16 protein-coding genes are annotated in these 15,949 nt (G+C 51.9%); 12 read left to right on the top strand and 4 right to left on the bottom strand.

Going from position 1 to position 15,949, the window contains the following annotated elements; genetic code table 11:
* Positions 1-16: 16 nt before the first annotated feature.
* Genes ACFSSA_RS10645 through nuoK form a run of 4 tightly spaced genes read left to right on the top strand, consistent with a single transcriptional unit; the run spans position 17 to position 2,858 of the window.
* Positions 17-1,276: a complex I subunit 1/NuoH family protein gene (locus ACFSSA_RS10645; protein WP_386820429.1), complete on the top strand. Its 1,260-nt coding sequence runs from the start codon at positions 17-19 to the stop codon at positions 1,274-1,276.
* Between the two features lie 50 nt (positions 1,277-1,326).
* A complete protein-coding gene (locus ACFSSA_RS10640; protein WP_386820428.1) occupies positions 1,327-1,893 on the top strand; it encodes a 4Fe-4S binding protein in 567 nt (188 codons plus the stop codon).
* 41 nt (positions 1,894-1,934) lie between these two features.
* Complete coding sequence (locus ACFSSA_RS10635) at positions 1,935-2,504, top strand: NADH-quinone oxidoreductase subunit J family protein (protein ID WP_386820427.1); 570 nt, start codon at positions 1,935-1,937, stop codon at positions 2,502-2,504.
* A gap of 36 nt (positions 2,505-2,540) precedes the next feature.
* Positions 2,541-2,858, top strand: coding sequence for an NADH-quinone oxidoreductase subunit NuoK (gene nuoK, locus ACFSSA_RS10630; protein WP_386820426.1), 318 nt, complete (start codon positions 2,541-2,543; stop codon positions 2,856-2,858).
* 95 nt (positions 2,859-2,953) lie between these two features.
* On the opposite strand, the gene ACFSSA_RS10625 is transcribed toward nuoK, so the two are convergent.
* The 3 genes from ACFSSA_RS10625 to ACFSSA_RS10615 are packed head-to-tail and all read right to left on the bottom strand — an operon-like array spanning position 2,954 to position 7,580.
* Positions 2,954-4,306, bottom strand: a complete 1,353-nt coding sequence (locus tag ACFSSA_RS10625) for a sigma-54-dependent transcriptional regulator (protein WP_386820425.1) — start codon at positions 4,304-4,306, stop codon at positions 2,954-2,956.
* A gap of 1 nt (position 4,307) precedes the next feature.
* Positions 4,308-5,381, bottom strand: coding sequence for a hybrid sensor histidine kinase/response regulator (locus tag ACFSSA_RS10620; RefSeq protein WP_386820424.1), 1,074 nt, complete (start codon positions 5,379-5,381; stop codon positions 4,308-4,310).
* Between the two features lie 42 nt (positions 5,382-5,423).
* Positions 5,424-7,580 (bottom strand): ATP-binding protein, encoded by a 2,157-nt coding sequence (locus ACFSSA_RS10615; protein ID WP_386820423.1) that lies wholly within the window; start codon positions 7,578-7,580, stop codon positions 5,424-5,426.
* Between the two features lie 171 nt (positions 7,581-7,751).
* On the opposite strand from ACFSSA_RS10615, the gene ACFSSA_RS10610 reads away from it, so the two are divergent.
* The 8 genes from ACFSSA_RS10610 to ACFSSA_RS10575 all read left to right on the top strand — a co-directional run bounded on the left by ACFSSA_RS10610 (position 7,752) and on the right by ACFSSA_RS10575 (position 15,280).
* A complete protein-coding gene (locus tag ACFSSA_RS10610) occupies positions 7,752-8,288 on the top strand; it encodes a DUF892 family protein (protein WP_386820422.1) in 537 nt (178 codons plus the stop codon).
* A gap of 29 nt (positions 8,289-8,317) precedes the next feature.
* A complete protein-coding gene (locus ACFSSA_RS10605; RefSeq protein WP_386820421.1) occupies positions 8,318-8,500 on the top strand; it encodes a CsbD family protein in 183 nt (60 codons plus the stop codon).
* Positions 8,501-8,532: 32 nt separating this feature from the next.
* Positions 8,533-8,691, top strand: coding sequence for a DUF1328 domain-containing protein (locus ACFSSA_RS10600; protein ID WP_386820420.1), 159 nt, complete (start codon positions 8,533-8,535; stop codon positions 8,689-8,691).
* A gap of 128 nt (positions 8,692-8,819) precedes the next feature.
* Positions 8,820-10,532: a single-stranded-DNA-specific exonuclease RecJ gene (recJ, locus tag ACFSSA_RS10595; RefSeq protein WP_386820419.1), complete on the top strand. Its 1,713-nt coding sequence runs from the start codon at positions 8,820-8,822 to the stop codon at positions 10,530-10,532.
* A 60-nt stretch (positions 10,533-10,592) separates the two neighbouring features.
* Positions 10,593-11,081 (top strand): Dps family protein, encoded by a 489-nt coding sequence (locus ACFSSA_RS10590; protein ID WP_386820418.1) that lies wholly within the window; start codon positions 10,593-10,595, stop codon positions 11,079-11,081.
* Positions 11,082-11,217: 136 nt separating this feature from the next.
* Positions 11,218-12,099 (top strand): YicC/YloC family endoribonuclease, encoded by an 882-nt coding sequence (locus ACFSSA_RS10585; protein WP_386820417.1) that lies wholly within the window; start codon positions 11,218-11,220, stop codon positions 12,097-12,099.
* Positions 12,100-12,101: 2 nt separating this feature from the next.
* A complete protein-coding gene (radC, locus tag ACFSSA_RS10580) occupies positions 12,102-12,797 on the top strand; it encodes a RadC family protein (protein ID WP_386820416.1) in 696 nt (231 codons plus the stop codon).
* A 47-nt stretch (positions 12,798-12,844) separates the two neighbouring features.
* Positions 12,845-15,280 carry a hypothetical protein gene (locus ACFSSA_RS10575; protein WP_386820415.1) on the top strand — a complete coding sequence of 812 codons (2,436 nt, stop codon included), beginning with the start codon at positions 12,845-12,847 and terminating at the stop codon, positions 15,278-15,280.
* Between the two features lie 11 nt (positions 15,281-15,291).
* On the opposite strand, the gene ACFSSA_RS10570 is transcribed toward ACFSSA_RS10575, so the two are convergent.
* On the bottom strand, positions 15,292-15,894 hold the full coding sequence (locus tag ACFSSA_RS10570) for an MBL fold metallo-hydrolase (protein WP_386820414.1): 603 nt from the start codon (positions 15,892-15,894) through the stop codon (positions 15,292-15,294).
* Positions 15,895-15,949: the final 55 nt, after the last annotated feature.

Here is a 15,949-nt window from a genome sequence, read left to right as displayed (position 1 = left end):
TCCACTTCTTCAGAAAATGCCAGAACTAGCCATCAATCTCGCGATCATCATCACCAAGATCGTCGCTTTCACTTTCATGGTCGTCCTCCCGCTCGTGCCGCTTTCGGTATACTTCGAGCGCCGCTTTTCAGCGATTATCCAAGACCGGGTTGGCCCCAACCGGGTCGGTATCCCACTGACATTGTTCGGAGCTAAAAAGGATTTTCATCTCTTCGGGTTGGTCCAGCCGATTGCGGATGGGTTGAAGCTTTTCCTCAAAGAAGATTTCACCCCGGATCACGTGAGAAAAGCCTTCTACTGGCTGGCGCCCGCTTTAACAGTCGTCCCCGCTCTCATTACGGTCTGCGTGGTCCCATTCGGACCCGATGTCACTCTATTCGGCCGCACGGAAAAACTGGTGATTGCGGATATCGATATCGGGCCCTTGTTTGTTTTCGCGATCTCTTCTTTGACGGTGTATGGGATTACCCTCGCCGGCTGGTCATCCAACTCCAAATTCCCCTTCATTGGTGGGGTCCGCTCGACCGCGCAGATGATTTCCTACGAGATTTGCCTGGGACTCTCCATCGTTCCTGTTCTGCTTTTTTACGGAGATTTGAATCTTAACAATATTGTTCAAGCCCAGGCAGACAACGGATGGCTGTTGCTCCCCTTCTGGACGAATGGTGAACTATCGCTGCCCTCTCTTCAGACAGCTCTTTTCTGGATCCCGGCATTCATTGCCTTTGTTATCTTCACGGTCTCCATCTTTGCCGAAACTAACCGTATGCCCTTCGACCTTCCTGAGTGCGAGACCGAGCTTGTAGGTGGCTACCACACGGAGTATTCCTCCATGAAATTCGCGCTCTTTTTTATGGGTGAATACGCAGCGATGGTTATCGGCTCGGCGCTGATCATCACATTGTTCCTTGGCGGCTGGTCCGCCGGTTTCACTTTGGATAAGCATATCGCCGGGTTCTCTATCGGTGATTTCCAGATCGGTGGATTTATCCACGTTGGGATCTTCCTTACCAAACTCCTCGCCTTCATCCTATTCTTCATTCTGGTTCGCTGGACAGTTCCACGCTTCCGGTATGATCAGCTCATGAAGCTCGGTTGGGTGATCTTCTTCGAGGCAGCTCTTATCAACGTGTTTCTGGCAGCTTTGATCATCGCGGCGCCTGAACTAACTGCCACAATTCTTGTCATCGGGCTGCTCTTGCTCGCAGTGGTGACTGCGGCGGTTATCTGGGTAGCCAAAGTCTCGGAGCCAGCGGCAAAAATCCTCCGCGCTTAATCTTCTATTTCCCTCGGTTTTTCACTAACTGACCAATTTCCCTTTTCCCAATGCCTACTATCAAGCTCACCCGTCCGAAACTCGACGCCGGCGAAAAAATTTATTTCGGTGCGTTATTCAAAGGCTTTTTCCTGACGATGACCCACGCAATCAAATCGTTGCGCGGGAAATCGCCGGGTTCAAAATCCCTTAAATCCTCCGGGCTGGGTGTCACCATGCAGTTTCCGGAGCAACGCTGGGATGACCAAATGCCGGAATACTACCGCGGTGCTCCTACTCTCGTTACAGACGAACAAGGGCGCGAACGCTGCGTCTCCTGTCAGCTCTGCGAGTTTATATGCCCTCCAAAGGCGATCAAGATCACTCCTTCGGAAATTCCCGCGGATGACAAGTGGTCAAAGGTCGAAAAACGTCCCTTGGAGTTCGATATCGACATGATTCGCTGTATTTACTGCGGAATGTGCGAGGAAGTTTGTCCGGAGCAAGCAATTTTCCTGCGTAAAGACTATCTCATCACAGGCACCTCGCGTGCGGCAATGGTCCACAACAAAGAGAAACTCTACGAAATCGGCGGAACCCGGGTTGGTCTCGTCAACAAATGGAACGAACTCAAATAGACAGCCATTCTAAATCTCCCGAATTTCTAAAATCATCTTCCATGCCCTCCTATCTCTTTTGGCTATTTTCCACAATCATGCTCATCGGAGCATGTGCCGTCATCGCATTTCGCAATCCGGTTTCCAGCGCCCTTGCGATGGTCACCAGTTTTGTCGGCCTTGCAGCGTTATTCGTCGGACTGTCCGCATTCTTCGTGGGTGTCATCCAGATTCTCGTTTATTCGGGAGCGGTGATGGTCCTGTTCCTCTTCATCATTATGCTGCTGGATCTCAAAGATGAGCAAAAGCGGGCACAAAGCTACGCTCCACTGGCAGCCGGGCTAGTTTTGGTCGGTGCTTTTTTCATTCAGCTCGTCGGAGTCCTTTCACACAAGCTACCAAATCAAAAGGCACCTTCCCTCGACCAGGAAACGCTTTCCGCAGCTGCAGTCGGATACGAGCAAAGCAGCCCGAAGATCGCTGAAGCGCTCAATAGCGGACAGCTTCCCGACATCCACCTGATCGGTAACACACTCTTTACCCAATACAATCTTCCCCTGCAAATACTCGGCGTTCTTCTTCTCGTCTCGACTGTGGGAGTTGTTGTCCTTTCGAAGCGTCAAACCAACTGATTCCCTACCGGAATATTTCTTTGATATCTGAATCCTATGCCTGCTCTTAACGACTACCTTCTCGTCTCCGGCCTGCTATTCTCCATCGGCCTTGCCGGAGTGGTGCTCCGTCGAAACATTATTATCGTTTTCATGTGCCTGGAGCTCATGCTCAGCGCTGCAAACCTTTCGCTCGTCGCCTTTTCCCGTCACAACACAGTAAACGGTCTGCCTGATTACGATGGTCAGATGCTGGTCTTTTTCGTCATCACGGTGGCCGCGGCTGAAGTTGCTGTTGGCCTGGCAATCATTGTAGCGCTTTATCGCGCACGACAGACCATACATACCGACGAGCTGGTATCGCTCAAAGGATAACCGCGTTGACACCGGGATTAGCGCTCCAAGGCGTCAATAATGATTAACAAAAAGGCTGGGATGATTCATCACCCAGCCTTTTTCATGTCACAAAGTTACTTCAATCCAAGCCGTTTTCGTTTCCGATAGAGGGTGGCCTCATTGATTCCCAGAATCTCCGCAGCACGTGAAAGCGTCGAAGTCGTCTCCAGGACCTTCAGCATGTGGGACTCTTCTATTTCCTCCATTGAGAATTCCCCTCCGATCCAGGGGCCATCGCCATCCGCCGTATTGCTTACGGAGATTCCTGCGTTCATGGCAGGAAGGTCACCGGTATCAATGTTCGGGCCCTGGGCAAGGATCACTGCCCGTTCGATCGCGTTTCTCATTTCCCGCAAGTTCCCCGGCCATGGGTAACGCATCACAGCTTCCTTAGCCGAAGGAGAGAATTCTCTCACCTCTTTCCGGTATTGTTTGGCAAAAAACGTCAAATACTGTTCGGCGAAATGGAGTAGGTCCTCACGTCTGTCGCGCAGTGACGGAAGCGCCACCGAGATCACATTCAAGCGGAAATATAGATCCTCCCGGAACTCGCCGTTCTTCACTTCGTCGGCTAGATCGCGATTCGTCGCGGCAATAATCCGGACATCTGCCTTATAGGTTTTGGTATCCCCTACCCGCTCATATTCCCATTCCTGGAGTAATCTGAGAAGCTTCGGCTGGAGTTCCTTCGGGAGTTCCCCAATTTCATCGAGAAACAGGGTGCCGCCATCCGCCGCGTGGACCTTGCCCCTTGTATCACGCAGTGCGCCGGTAAACGCTCCTTTGACGTGCCCGAAGAGTTCACTTTCCAATAATTCCTTGCTGAGAGCCGGACAGTTCACGGTTACGAACGGCTTGTTCTTTCTCGTGCTACGGGCATGGATTTCCTTGGCAATCATGCTCTTCCCCGTTCCGCTTTCACCCAAGAGCAATATCGACGCCGTCGAGCCCGCTGCTCGGAAAAGGACATCCAACGCATCCCTCACCACAGGGGATTTTGATTCGTAAGTGCCCTGTGGCTGATGAGTGGCGACCTCTTCCTTGAGTTCTTCTACTTTGACCTCAAGCTGCCGATGACGCTTCACCCGCTGTAGAATCATCGCAAATTGCTCGCGGGAGAACGGTTTTTCCAGAAAATCCAATGCACCCAGCTGGGTGGCTTTAACCGCGTCCGGAATGGAGCCCATACCGGTTATCATGATAACGGAAACCTTCGGGTAGCGTTCCTTGATCTTTGCTAAAACATCCAGGCCGTTTTCACCCCGCAAATAAAGGTCAAGAAGGACCACATCGAAAGTGGATAGCTTCAGTGCCTCCATCGCCAACGTCGAATCCTCCGCGCCTTCCGCATAGTGATCGCAATCTTCTATCAACTGCACCGCCGCATCGCGGATTGCCTCATCGTCATCAATTACCAATATGTCCATCTCAGTCTGCTATTTTAAATTCTAAAAGGAATCTAGCACCCTTTTCACCGGGTTCATCATCCGCGAGACGAATCCGTCCCCCCATTGCCAATACGAGTGATTTCACAATAAACAAGCCCAAGCCTGTGCTTGGCTCTCCTCCACTGGGTCGGGCGCTCAGGCGCGAGTAGCGCTCAAACATCCTAGTTCGATCCTCGGGTGTGAATCCCGGGCCGTTATCCACGACTTCGATCAGTGCCATCCCACTATCTCCCAGGGAAGTGCTGATGCATACCTCGGATCGCATGGGGCAGAATTTAATCGCATTTTCGATCAAGTTGCCGATCACCTGGCGGCCGGCGTTTGAATCCATCAGCACTTTACCAACGCCTTCCCCCTTCGCCCGTTTGATTTTTGTTCCTTTTACCAGTGCACTGGGTTCCACCTCGGCGATGCAACTGGAAATCAACTCCTCAAGGTCCACGGGACGCACTTCGAGCGATTGTCTGCGTGCGCCCTGATTGGCCAAGAATGATTTCAGGAAGCCCATCATCCGGTCACTCGATTCCCACATATTCCGGATAAGCTTCAGTGAACGCTCGGGAAGAGCTGCGGATTCCTTACGCTCAAGAAGCAGCTTGGCGCTCATCAGAACACCGCTGAGCTGGTTTTTGAAATCGTGCGCCATCACCCGCAGTAGCTCATCTTTGTCCGCTGCCAGAAGCGCCAGATCATCACGGGTTTGTTTCAAAAGAAGATGTGTCCGCACCCGGCTTATCAGCTCCGCTTGGTTGAAAGGTTTGGAAATATAATCCACGCCCCCACTCTCGAGAGCCTCAACAACAAGACTTTTATCGTCCGCCGCAGAGAGGAAAATCACAGGAATCTCGTTCCACTTTTCGTTCTGTTTCAGCCTGCGGCAAATTTCAATTCCGTTCATGTCGGGTAAAACGACATCAAGCAGAATCAAATCAGGCACGCGGCTGGCCATCCTCTCAAAGACCTGGGTGGCGTTAAGCGCGGGCATCAGATCATAGCCATGGGGCCCGAGAACTCCTGCGATGATACGAAGATTTTCCTCGTGATCATCCACCATTAGAATTGTGTTTTTTCGATGTAATTGCTGTCCCGGCATAATTTATTCGTCTTCCTCCAAAACACTCAGTTCTTCCACCAGGCTCGGGAATCCCGCGAGCTCTGTTTCCATTCGCGTGAACGAGTAGCTTGCAGCTGCTTCATTGAGCTTCCCCGCATATTCTGCCAGAGACTGGGCATCTTCCGAGTCCGCCAAGACAGATAATTGCTGGGCAAATTCCACCACCTCGGAAACGATCATCCTTCCACGGATTTCCACCCATTCATTTTCCAGCAAGACCTGAAGCTTCTTCATCAACGAGCTGCTGACCTTGCTCACCGGATGAGGCATGCTATCCAGTTTTTCCGAGCGGACTTCCAGAAACATGGAAAGTGTCTCAAACAATTCATTCCGGGAAAATGGCTTTCTCAATGAGGTATCAAACGCACTGCTTGCAGCCATACGTTCGCTCTCTCCAGGCAAACTGCCAGCGGTGATCGCGATAATCGGGAGGTTTCCCAGATTTTCCATTTCCTTGATTCTTGCCGCTGCCGTCGGGCCGTCCATAACTGGCATCCGCAGATCCATCAGCACGACATTCGGCTTCTCGGCCTCGATTTTTTCCAAGGCTTCCTGCCCGTTCTTTGCGGTAATGACGACATGGGAGCTACCGCGGAAGATCTCGCGAATCAGCTCAAGATTTGTTTCGTGATCGTCCACAGCCAGGATGACCGCCCGCTCCAATTCATCGAAGTCTACCTCGTTAACCAGCTCGAGACTTTCCCTCGCCACGCGCGAGCTCATCGCACAATCGGGAAGGGAAATATGGAACGTGGAGCCCTCATCCAGACCGGTCTTCACACGAATTTGTCCGCCCATAAGCTCAACGAAACGCTTAACGATACTGAGCCCAAGCCCCGTTCCCTGGGTATTTGCCTTGCTCGTGCCTGAGGTTTGGAAAAAGGCCTCGAAAATGTGATCAACCTCCTCCTTCGCCATTCCTTTCCCTGTATCCTGGACCTTGATATCGATATTCCATTTATTTGAATCCGAGGTGGATCGCTCCGATGTTATCGATACCTGCACACTTCCCTCTTCGGTAAACTTCACCGCATTTCCTATGAGATTCATCAGCACCTGCCGGAGCCTTGCAGCATCAAGTAGAAGGGATTTCGGCAAATTTTCGTCATACGAAACGATCAGACGTATGCCTTTCGCCATACAGGTCTCCTGAAAAAGCCGTTCCATAAAGCCCAGAAGATCGCGTATATCCGTGGGCTCCGGGGAAAGCTTCATACGCCCGGCTTCCAGCTTCGAAAGATCCAGGATGTCATTGATGAGGACGACGAGCGCATTACCGCCTTCCAGAATGGATTTCACATAGCGCTTCGCCGCATCACCGAGTTCCTCTTGCTGGGCCAGTTGCCCGAACCCGATGATAGCATTTAGCGGAGTGCGGATCTCATGACTCATCATCGCGAGGAAGACATCTTTCTGCCGTTTGGATTCCTCCGCGCGCAGCATGCTGATGGCGTAGCGCTCAGAGCGTTTCATTTCCCTCAGGACCCGCCTTAGGAGAAATAGCGAGATGCCACCCATACCGAGAGCCAGGAGCCCCATTGCCATCGAAGTTGCCAGGCCTGCCTGGAAATCCTTTTCCGTAGTTTCTCTCCGGCTGCGGGCTTTTGCACTAAGGGAATCCATATGGTCCACGACCAGCTGCTTCACATGTGCCATGGCGACGCGATGAGCGCCTTCGGAAAACATTGTCCGTGCCTCATCATAGCCTTCCTGTTGCCGCACAAAAACGGATTTGATCGCGAGCTGGATCAGCTCTTCCGATGCTTTTCGTAGCTCCTCGATGTGGGTAATTCCTCCCTCATCCTGCTTTTCCACTTCGATCAACCGGACCCATTCTTCAGTGAACTTGTTCCGGGCTTCATCGAAAACTTCCAGGTCATTCGGGTTGCCACTAATCAGATAGCCCCTATCGCCGAGCTCGATATCCTGGAGGACGGTCAGGACTACCGAAGTCTGCGCCATCCGCTCCATGACAAGCGATTGCTGGTGAGAGCTTTCCTGGAGCCGTTCCCACGTCACACCATTGAGAACCAGGCAGCCGCACATCAGAATGGCAGCACACGCGAGTGTTAGCATGAGCCGTCTGACATCCCTCCGGCGGCCATCCCCGTCTCTATATACCTCCTTTTCTCCTTTCATGCGCGATGCCCAACTTCTCATTCATGAACTTGCATATTGCAACGAGAACTTAGCGATCATGAGCGAAAAACGACACCCATCAAACATTAAACTACTTATTTTCAGCAAGTTACGACACTGAAAAACTTAGTGGCATTCATTCAGCTAATAAAATGCCTGAACTCCACGATTATGAATACCCAAACTCCAAATCAAAAGGAATCTTTCACCCTCAGGCACCTGCTCCAAGAGCAGAGCCGGGATCTATACGATGCGGAGAAAGCCTACTCTGAATTTTTAGGCCGTATGATCCGTGTCGCGAATGACGAGCGTCTGAAGGAAGAGATGGAGCTGATTGCTACCAACGTGATGGAGAATATTTCCGATCTGGAGGAAATCTGCGCAATGCTTGAGATTTCTCCCGCAGGCATCAAATGCGAAGCCATGGCGGGTCTGTTGCGCGAGGCAAAGGAAACTACCTCCGAATATGAGTCCGGCTCCGTTTGTGACGCGGCGTTGATTGCAAATGCACAACGCATCGCCCACTACGAAATTGCCGGCTGCGGGACGGCTCATGCTTTCGCCTCGAAGCTAAATCTCGCCCAAGTGGCGTCACTTTTCTCCGATATCACCAGCCGTGCCGGTGCTGCCGACCGGGCTCTCACCAAAATCGCCAAAGGCTCATGGATGAGTGATGGCGTGAACCACTTTGCCGTATTCGGCAACTAGAACTCTCAACCTAACAACAACCGAAATATATGAACCAATTACAGATCAAAGGCGGATGGGACCAAGCCAAAGGCCGCCTCAAACAGAACTACGCTGAACTCACCGATGACGACCTCCTCTATGCAGAGGGGAAAGAAAATGAACTCATCGGAAAGCTGAAAACCAAACTCGGCAAATCAGAAGAAGAAATCAGAAAAATCATCGAAGGTTAAACACCAACAAAAACAACCAACCACCCAAAGTCATGTTACACTACGCACTTATCTTCCTGGTCGTCGCCATCATTGCAGCGATCCTCGGTTTCACCGGGATTGCTGGCACGGCAGCATGGATCGCACAAATATTATTTGTAGTATTCCTGATTCTCGCGGCGATTTCCTTCTTCACCGGACGGAAACCTTAGAGCCCGGAAATCTTAAAATCTTTTAAAAAAAATGCGCGACGCTCTGTTGCGCATTTTTCGTATCTGATCCTGGAATATTTTCCGCTCTTGTATCGAGGGCACATACAGTGCAGCTTATTCCGATACGTATGCGTGCAATGGCTTTCCGATGGATTCCGCGTGGCGAGCCCTTTTACCCGAACGGTGGGGATCGCACGAAGACCGATAATGACTTTCCCGAAATCCTCAAACATCTCATCCATCAAAGAGGAATCGCCGAGAATGAGATCGAAGCTTTTTTGAACCCGAAGCTTCGGGATTTGAAAGACCCATTCCTAATTCCGGGCATGGATGCTGCGGTTGCCCGCTTGCTTGAAGCCATTGATGAAAAGCAGAAGGTCTGCATTTACGGAGACTACGATGTTGATGGTATTTCTTCCATAACTTTGATGTGTAAAATCCTTCATGCCTATGGATTAAAACCAGAGACATTCATTCCCCGGCGCAGTCCCGAAGGCTACGGATTAAGCCTTGCCGCCATTCACAGATGTATCGAGGAAACCGGAAAGCCGGATCTGTTGGTCACTGTGGATTGCGGAACAGTCTCTGTGGGAGAAGTCGCCTATTTGAAGGCTCAAGGTGTGGATGTCGTCATTGTAGACCATCATGAGCCTAATTTGGATGTTCAGCCAGACTGTGTCGCCCTCGTCAACCCCAAGTGCGGAGATGATTTCACTTACCTATGCGCCGCAGGTGTCGTTTTCAAACTGGGACATGCGCTCATGAAAACCCGGAAGACGGAACTTGATCTGAAGGAGCTTCTTGATCTTGTCGCCGTCGCAACTATTGCGGACATCGTTCCTCTTGTCGGCGAGAACCGCCTACTTGTAAGACACGGTTTGAGGCACCTGTCCTCCACGCTCAATCCGGGCCTCCGCGCATTGCAGGAGGTGACTGGAATGAATGGCCACGTGACTTCCACGGATGTGGGGTTCCGCATCGGTCCCCGGATCAATGCGGCTGGTAGAATGGACTGTCCGGAGGATGCTTTAGAGACACTGATTACTGACTGCCGCCGCTCGGCCGGTGAGTTGGCAAAGAAGCTCGATGATTATAACCGCGAACGACAGGCCCACGAGAACCTGATCCGCAAAGAAGCCCTCGAACAACTTTCGGAAAATTTCGATCCGGCAGTGGATCCTGTCATTGTGATAGGCTCCCGCACGTGGCACCACGGCGTGGTCGGCATCGTGGCATCCCGCCTGATGCGGCAATATTACAAACCTACGTTCGTGATCGCTATCGACGACGAAGGCGTTGGCAAAGGATCCGGGCGCAGCATCGAAGGGATATCCCTGGTCGAAGCTATTCGTGCCTGCGAGGATCAGTTGCTGGCAGGCGGCGGGCACGCGATGGCCGCGGGTCTATCGATACGAGAGGAGTCTCTGGAGGGTTTTCGAAAAATGTTTGGCGAGTATGTTCTTGCCAACTCCTCGGAAGAGGATCGGAAGCCCAGATTGGTTTACGATGCTGAAATCAACTTCTCCCAGCTTTCTCTGGACTTTTTAGCCAGCTATGAGCTCTTGCATCCTTTTGGAAACAGCAATCCGCAACCCGTGTTTGTGGCGCGTGAGGTTGGGCTCAGCCGTCCTCCGTTCCACATGAAAAACAATCACCTCCGGCTGATGCTCCGCCAAGGATATCATGAGCAGGATGCGGTCTTCTTCGGGGGTGGCGAGCATGAATTGCCCAATCCTCCATGGGATATCGCATTCACGATTGACCGGAACACCTTCCGGGGGAAAACCACTCTGCAGATCATGATTCAGGATGTGGCGCCCAGCCGTCAAAGCCCTGAATAAATACGAAAAATCTAGCTTCGCCGGTTGCTATATCCGGAGGCCGTGCAAACTTGCTGAATTATGAAAACAGCCACACCTCCCGCTTCTACCTCACATGTAAAAAAGTCTGATCCTGTCGCCGAATCTCTCGCCACCTTACTGGCGGATACCTACGCCTTGATGGGTCAGGTCCATGTCGCCCACTGGAATGTTGAGGGGCCGAATTTTTATTCTCTGCACCTCGCATTCGAAGAGCAGTACAAGGAACTTTTCAAAGCCGTTGACGAACTTGCCGAGCGACTTCGTGCGCTGGGCTTTTATGCTCCGGGCGGCTTGAAAACTCTCGCCTCCATGTCCTCCATCAAGGAAGCCAAAATTGAAGAAACCCCGGCGGAAAATCACGTCGCGCATTTGATCGCCGGCCACGAAGCAGTCGTGAAAAGTGCGGAGAAAGCGAGAGAGATCGCGGGAGAACATGATGATAATGAGACGGAAGACCTCGTAATTGGACGCGTCAAAACGCACCAAAAAGCGCTTTGGATGCTCCGTTCCGTGACCAAGGCAGCGTGATTCCACCGAGAGTTTTCCGCTGGAATATTTTATTTAAAAAAGCGTCCCCATCGTTCTGGCGGGGACGCTTTTTCCATTGCTCCGGTCGCAACCACTCGGGAATCGACAACACTGCTTCCGCTCTTTTGAATCAGCCATGCAATCAATGACCGGCTTCGGCCGCGGAACCCATACCACAGATCAATGGCTGGCCAGCGTGGAAGCAGCCTCTATCAACCGGAAGCAGATGGAAATTATCGCGAATTTACCGCGATCCCTGCAATCTCTGGAAACGAGGGTTCGCCAGGCAGTTCTCCCCCATGTTTCCCGCGGACGTGTTCAGCTCAGTATACGGGTGGAAAAACCCGATGGCGAAGCCGCGACCCAAATTAGAATCAATCCCGCCTTGGCACGTTCCTTTGAATCGGCATTTTCCGATATCTCGCACATTATCGGGCGACCTTTGACCCCGACAGCGGCGGATTTTATGCGCCAGCCGGGAATGATGGAAATAGGCACGAGTGAAGAAATTGATCCAGAAAGCGCGTGGGAAGCTATTTCCCCGGCATTGGATCAAGCGGTGCGAAATCTCAATGAAATGCGCGCTTCAGAAGGAAAACACCTCCAGGAAGATTTTCTTGCCCGACTGGGCCAGCTGATGGCTTTCACCCGGACGCTTGCTGATTCGGCTCCGTTCCGACCGCTAAGACAGCGGGAAATCATGTTAAAGCGTCTCAATGACCTAAACCTTCCTTTGGAGATGGATGACGAGCGCTTGGTCAAGGAGTTGGCAATTTTCGCCGATCGGTGCGATATCTCTGAGGAGCTGACCCGTTTGCAATCTCACTTCGCAAAATTCCAAGATTACGTTCATTCGGACGAGCCTGCGGGGAGATCTCTGGACTTTTTATGCCAGGAACTATTCCGCGAGTTCAACACCATTGGCTCGAAGGCAAACGACGCAAATATTGCCCAAACCGTGGTGGAAGCTAAAACCGAACTGGAAAAGATCCGCGAACAAGTCCAGAATATCGAGTAGCTATGCCACTTTTGAACGATGCCGCCGATTCCGATCTTCCTCGTGAAAAGATCTACAAATACGGTGCGGAGGCGCTCAGCAATGCCGAGCTAATGGCGATCTTCCTAAGCTCGGGCATCGTTGGCAGAAATGTGATCGAAGTCGCGGGTGATCTCTTAAAAAAATACGGCGGCCTGCAGGAATTGGGTCGGCTCCCCGTCGCGGAGTATATGAATAACAAAGGCATTGGTCTGGCCAAGGCCTGCAAGCTAGCCGCAGCTTTCGAGCTTGGCAGTAGGCTTAAGAAGGAAACCCGCCAGGCAATTCCGTTGAACTCACCGGAGCTAATCTATGATCATTTTTCCCATCAAATGGGCAATCTGCCCCACGAAAGTGCGCTTGTAGTCACGGTAGACACCCGCTTGATGCATACCAGCACCACGACGATTTCATCCGGATCAGTGAATGAAACGAGCGCTCACCCGCGTGAAATTCTCCGGCCGGTGATCACCCGGAATGCGTATGCTTTCATCTTGATCCACAATCATCCTTCTGGAGATCCCAGCCCGAGCCGCGCCGATCACAGGATCACCCAGAATCTTCTCGAAGCGGCGAGGATCATGCAGATCCGGTTCCTTGATCACGTGATTATGGGTCGTCCAGCGGCAGGCAGAGCACCTTACTTTTCGTTTCGTTCATCAGGAACCATCTCCGACTAATCATCTTCATGCTGCATCTCCGCATAGTCCGAAATCTCAGAACCATTATGTGGCTCATTCTTGTGGCAATGATTCCATTGTCCATAGGCGGGCTTTATTGGGCGAATAAAACAGGCCTTCCCGAAGATTGGCGGAAGGCCTTGGAACAAGAAATCTCCAAGCACGGAGCTCATGTGGAAATCGGATCACTCACCTACATTCCTCTGCAGGGTTTTGTCGCCACAGATGTTAGCGTTTTCGCAGAAGCGGAACGTCTTCATGAAATTTCAAAATTGGAGCGGGTCCAGCTCGCCTTGGATTACGCGAACCTGGCCGGGGGACAGTTCCGTATACGTAAAATCCAGATGAAAAACGCAAGGCTCGCACTGCCAGTGGATCCCAAGAACCCGGCTGGCGAGTCTCTGCATTTCAGCAACATCTATGGCACGATTTTTATGCCAAGCGAGCGCTTGATCGAGGTGCGGAACGCGATCGGACAGGTGGGTGGTATTGATGTTACCCTCAGCGCCAGACTACTGGGAAAAGCACGGAAAAAAGGCGGTCCCGAAGAGGAAAAAAACGAAGGCCGGCGCCGCGAAATGATCGCAAACATCATCAATGAGATGCAGCACTGGAACTTCGATGGAGACCTGCCGCCACGGGTCCATGTGGATATCGAGGGCGAGCTCTCGGATAAGACCACATTGCGCGCCGCATTCCGGGTGGACGCTCCTTCGATCGAAAAAAAGCAATACCGCCTGAAAAATTTTACCGCCCGCGGAAAGCTGGCAAACCATCTACTCACCCTTGGCTCTTTTTCAGCGGAAGATGCCCGTGGGACCATCACTGGAAGTGCCGATTATCAGCTACTCACCCGGGACGGAAGGTTTGATATGGAATCTTCCATTGATATCCCGCGGCTCTTGAAATCATGGCTGGCCACTCCACTCAATGTCGATCTACTCAGCGGTGGAAAACAACAGTTGCGCTTTGCCGGTGATTTCAATCTATCCGATCTCAAAGCTCCGATTGTCCATCTCACGGGCCACGCCTTGTGTGAATCCATCATGTTCCGCGGGGTGGTGTTTGATTCTGTCGATACCTGGTTTTCCTGGCAAAACGGCGATCTCTTTCTCCGGGATCTTGTTCTCAACCGTCCTGACGGCAAGGCGGAGGGCAAAGTCTTGATCGAGAAGAATCTGGTGCGTCTCCAGCTGCATTCCACCCTTCCCGCGCCGCTTTACAAACCCTTTTTCACGGGACAACCGTTGGAAAAAGTGATCGGTGACTTCACAGAGAACGCCGATCCCCTGACGGAAATTTTCCTGGAAGGTTCCTTTGATGCAAACAACCGCCACTCATGGGCATACAGCGGCCATGGAGTGGTCAAAAATCTCTCGTATCGCGGAGTTCCTGTCAAACAAGCGAATTGCTCTTTCATTCTCAATCACTACGAGCTCGATTTCTATGATGGCAGCGTAACCTTTGACTACACCGATTACCCTTTGCGCAAAGCCTACAACGGACCCGCGTCCTCGACCGCATCGGTAGGGCGTATCCGCTATGACGCGAAGGATAAATCCGTAGGGGTGGAAAAAGTTGTGGGAGATATCTGGGCGGCTCCGTTGGTCAGGTTCTTCGCACCATCCATCGCAGATGATCTGGAACAGTATCGCTTCCATCAGCCACCTTCGCTAAGCGGATCCGGCAAGGTGGATGTCACCCCTGCGGGGCGCACTGATTTAACGGTAAAATTTAGCACAAAAGGACAGGCGGATTACAAATTTCTCGGGGAAGTCATCACACTCGGCGCCCCAAAAGCCACGGTAAAAATCGAAGGTGGCGACGTGCATATTTCGAATCTGGGCGCGGCGGCCTTCGGAGGAGACATCGCGGGAGACTTCCATCATGGGCCGGTATCGAAACTAAGTGGCGAGCTTAGCTGGTCCAAGCTTTCCATGCCTGCGCTTTCATCGACCTATGGCTTTGAACTAAAAGGAGGTGGAGAGGTAACAGGAAGGATCGATTTCTCAATGTTCGGCGGGGATGTTTCTACGATGGATGGGGAAGGTCTCATAGCTATGGAGAAAGCGGAGCTGTTTTCCGTGCCGGTTTTCGGGCCACTCTCGAACGTAATTTCAAAAGTAGTCGATGACAGACGGGCAGGCTTCGAGCGTGCGAAATCCGCATTCTGCACCTTTGATATCAGGAAAGGGATTTTGAGAACCCGGGACTTTCAGACGGCTACCAGCTCGGTCACCTTCGCCGGTGACGGTGCCGTCGATCTAAGCGAACAGACCATCGATTTCACAATTCGCCTCAATGCGCGCGGATTATTGGGATTGATCACGCTGCCACTGCGCCCGTTCTATGGGCTTTTCCAATTTCGCGGATCCGGACCTATCAAGAACACTACTTGGGAAAATGTTCATTTCACGTCTCCGCCGGACGAGCAGAATCAGATTCTCCTCGCACCGCCCAAAGCGAAAGTGGTGGGAGAATGATTGGTGCTACCTCAACGTAGATATCCATTGCTCACCCGTTCATGACCTATCGTCGTTTCCGGGCCGTGGCCTGAGAAAACCTTCGTTTCATCCGGCAAGGTGAGCAATTCCCGGCTGATCCCGGAGAGAAGCACCTCGAAATCCCCCCCGGGGAGGTCGCAACGTCCTACGGAACCGGCAAAAAGAGCGTCTCCGGCGAAAACGATACCTTCCGATTCCACGTAAAACGTGATGCTATCCAGCGAATGCCCGGGGACGTGCGCCACCTTCGTTTTGACTCCGAACAATTCGCGCTCTCCCTCCGGGACCAACTCATCAATCGTAAAATCGGAAACCTCCGGCAACCCCCAACTTGATCCATAGGATTCCAAGGTGAGTTCTTTTGAATACGGCGCCCAGGCGTGGATTTTCACTCCCTTTTTCTGTAATTCGGAAACGTCCTCCACGTGATCATAATGCTGGTGGGTCAGATACAAGTGATCCAGCCTGATACCCTTGGAGTCCAGCCATGCTGAAACACCTGCAGGTGCATCCACCAGAAAATTACCTCCGACTGTCTCTACCAGATAACCGTTGGTCTGGACGATGCCACCTGTGTATTTCGAAATTTTCATAACTCATTTATCTTACAAACCGCTTTCATTTGCAAACCACGACTTCCCGTCTTTC

The organism is Luteolibacter algae (assembly GCF_042683045.1).
Classification (GTDB): domain Bacteria; phylum Verrucomicrobiota; class Verrucomicrobiia; order Verrucomicrobiales; family Akkermansiaceae; genus Luteolibacter; species Luteolibacter algae.
Note: the sequence above shows the minus strand (reverse complement) of the source record. Positions and strands in the feature narration are given on the sequence as shown.

What these genes read in the sequence shown, in the direction of transcription:
- ACFSSA_RS10645 (WP_386820429.1), top strand. Translation starts at nt 17, where the DNA reads ATGCCAGAACTAGCCATCAATCTCGCGATCATCATCACCAAGATCGTC.
- ACFSSA_RS10640 (WP_386820428.1), top strand. Translation starts at nt 1,327, where the DNA reads ATGCCTACTATCAAGCTCACCCGTCCGAAACTCGACGCCGGCGAAAAA.
- ACFSSA_RS10635 (WP_386820427.1), top strand. Translation starts at nt 1,935, where the DNA reads ATGCCCTCCTATCTCTTTTGGCTATTTTCCACAATCATGCTCATCGGA.
- nuoK (WP_386820426.1), top strand. Translation starts at nt 2,541, where the DNA reads ATGCCTGCTCTTAACGACTACCTTCTCGTCTCCGGCCTGCTATTCTCC.
- ACFSSA_RS10625 (WP_386820425.1), bottom strand. Translation starts at nt 4,306, where the DNA reads ATGGACATATTGGTAATTGATGACGATGAGGCAATCCGCGATGCGGCG.
- ACFSSA_RS10620 (WP_386820424.1), bottom strand. Translation starts at nt 5,381, where the DNA reads ATGGTGGATGATCACGAGGAAAATCTTCGTATCATCGCAGGAGTTCTC.
- ACFSSA_RS10615 (WP_386820423.1), bottom strand. Translation starts at nt 7,580, where the DNA reads ATGAAAGGAGAAAAGGAGGTATATAGAGACGGGGATGGCCGCCGGAGG.
- ACFSSA_RS10610 (WP_386820422.1), top strand. Translation starts at nt 7,752, where the DNA reads ATGAATACCCAAACTCCAAATCAAAAGGAATCTTTCACCCTCAGGCAC.
- ACFSSA_RS10605 (WP_386820421.1), top strand. Translation starts at nt 8,318, where the DNA reads ATGAACCAATTACAGATCAAAGGCGGATGGGACCAAGCCAAAGGCCGC.
- ACFSSA_RS10600 (WP_386820420.1), top strand. Translation starts at nt 8,533, where the DNA reads ATGTTACACTACGCACTTATCTTCCTGGTCGTCGCCATCATTGCAGCG.
- recJ (WP_386820419.1), top strand. Translation starts at nt 8,820, where the DNA reads ATGCGTGCAATGGCTTTCCGATGGATTCCGCGTGGCGAGCCCTTTTAC.
- ACFSSA_RS10590 (WP_386820418.1), top strand. Translation starts at nt 10,593, where the DNA reads ATGAAAACAGCCACACCTCCCGCTTCTACCTCACATGTAAAAAAGTCT.
- ACFSSA_RS10585 (WP_386820417.1), top strand. Translation starts at nt 11,218, where the DNA reads ATGCAATCAATGACCGGCTTCGGCCGCGGAACCCATACCACAGATCAA.
- radC (WP_386820416.1), top strand. Translation starts at nt 12,102, where the DNA reads ATGCCACTTTTGAACGATGCCGCCGATTCCGATCTTCCTCGTGAAAAG.
- ACFSSA_RS10575 (WP_386820415.1), top strand. Translation starts at nt 12,845, where the DNA reads ATGTGGCTCATTCTTGTGGCAATGATTCCATTGTCCATAGGCGGGCTT.
- ACFSSA_RS10570 (WP_386820414.1), bottom strand. Translation starts at nt 15,894, where the DNA reads ATGAAAATTTCGAAATACACAGGTGGCATCGTCCAGACCAACGGTTAT.